Origin of the sequence: Phyllobacterium chamaecytisi, from assembly GCF_020164455.1 — a bacterium.
Classification (GTDB): Bacteria; Pseudomonadota; Alphaproteobacteria; order Rhizobiales; family Rhizobiaceae; genus Phyllobacterium; species Phyllobacterium chamaecytisi.
The window spans coordinates 1-1,789 of sequence record NZ_JAIQWW010000056.1 but is presented as its reverse complement, the minus strand read 5'-3'; the positions used below and the strand labels follow the sequence as shown (position 1 = coordinate 1,789).

Here is a 1,789-nt window from a genome sequence, read left to right as displayed (position 1 = left end):
GTCCATATCCGCTGTAATAAGTTCGGGCAGAACAGCTTCAAGAGCGTCGATATTGGCGACATTGAACATTGTCAGAGCTGTATGATTCGCGTTGATCAGCTTTGTGGTTTTTGGCACCTTGTTGGGGAAAGGTACATCAAGCCTCTGGGCATGATCGATGTCCCGCACGCCGCCGAGTTTGAGCCTATCGACAGCCGCCTTGAGACCCGTGAAATCCATCTGAAGGATTCCGACTCCCGTCGCCAAAAAAATTGTGCGGTAGCGCTGTTCACTTTCGGCCAAAACACCGATCGCAGCTTTCACCCTGAAAGCAAGGAATGTTGTGATCCCGATGGCAGCAAGGCTGACGAAGCAACGGCCCATCGAACCTTCGAGTGCGGGCAGCCCTTGGCCATGCGAAATCAAAAACCCCAAAACGGTGAGTCCGATACAGCCAGCGCCGATCAGAACGAGCCCTGTCTGGGTTGCAAAATTAAGCGAGAGCAAGACCACGAGCACGTAGAGCACCGCAATGGCGATGTCCAAGGATGTCAATGCGTCCAGCAGGAAAACGACTGCCGCAATAATAGCAGCAGCGGGTCGCAAAAACTTCGATTGGGATGCAGAATTGATGAGGACGTTGAAACGGTCGGCTGCCAGATATTGAGCTATGGCTGCACCGAGACCCTGTGTCACAACCGCTGACTTTCTTCCGTTTGTAGACATCATCACCCCCTTCAACCGTTTCGTTGCAAGGAAATGCCCGTTGAAGAAGAAAGGAAAGTTTCGAGATGTTAAGAATTGTTAAGTCATTGGGATCAGCAGGGGGCTTTCATCGGCGCGAGCAGTAAACGCGGGGGTGAGCTTTTTGGAATATGCGATCAAACGGTTGATTTTTTTGGATTGGATGAATGAACTTCGGCACGAAGGGCTCTCGACGTTACATCATAACCTCAAGCGATTGAATTTGCGCCTCCAACTGTCAGCGACGGTCTGCAACGCATCTCTGGCCGTCGTTTGACCTTGCAGCGTGCTTGAAATGCCCGTGCGGAGATCAAGCTCGAGTGAGGGCCAATTGGCGTCATTCGGGTTGGGCTCGGCGGTCTTCATCTGCTCGGCGGCCGCTGCGGTCCAGCCATATGCTTCGACGATCTCCGGATCGTTCAATACCGAGAGGCGAGCGGAGGCATTTCCCTTTTCCATTGACCGCCGGGCCCATTCCCTGCTCGTAATGTGTTGAATGAATTCGAAAGCCCATTCCTTGTGCCTTGATGCTGATGGAACAGCGAACGACCATACAAAAAACATGCTCTTGGTCTGTTCGCGTTTCTGAGCCCCCGGCACGACTGTCCAACCCCACCGCCCGGCTGTTTTAGACGCTTTCGATTTGTTCAGTAGAGTCCCCGTCGCGTTCAGCGTGACGGCCATGGCATAACGGTCGTTCTGGCCGTTCGCAATGATCTCGTCCCATTCCCAGGTCACTGCCTCCGGAGGCATGACCCTGTGCTTTGTCATCAAGTTCGCATAATATTCCAACGCACTGATGGATTCCTCTGTATCGATCATGATCTTCCGCGTCTTCAGATCGTAGAACGAACCACCCGAAGACAACAGGAACGGAGTGAAGTGGTTGCTGATCGCCGGCCCCTGACGAGCGCATGTTCCCAAACCGTACCGGAGGGGCGCACCTGACTTTGTCAAAGCAGCCGCAGCGGCCTGGAATTCGGCGAAAGTCGACGGTGGGCTTGAAAAGCCTGCGGCCTCGAGCAATTCCTTTTGGTAGTGGAGTATATAAATAGTTCCCCGATAG

General features: G+C 53.4%; 1 protein-coding gene and 1 pseudogene. Both read right to left on the bottom strand.

Annotated features, from left to right (window positions below; genetic code table 11):
• Nucleotides 1–708 (bottom strand): annotated as a pseudogene (locus LB462_RS30845) (hypothetical protein); the annotation flags it as partial.
• Between the two features lie 216 nt (nucleotides 709–924).
• Nucleotides 925–1,789, bottom strand: an 865-nt coding sequence (locus LB462_RS30840; protein ID WP_224515925.1) for an extracellular solute-binding protein, incomplete at its 5' end; no start/stop codon positions are given.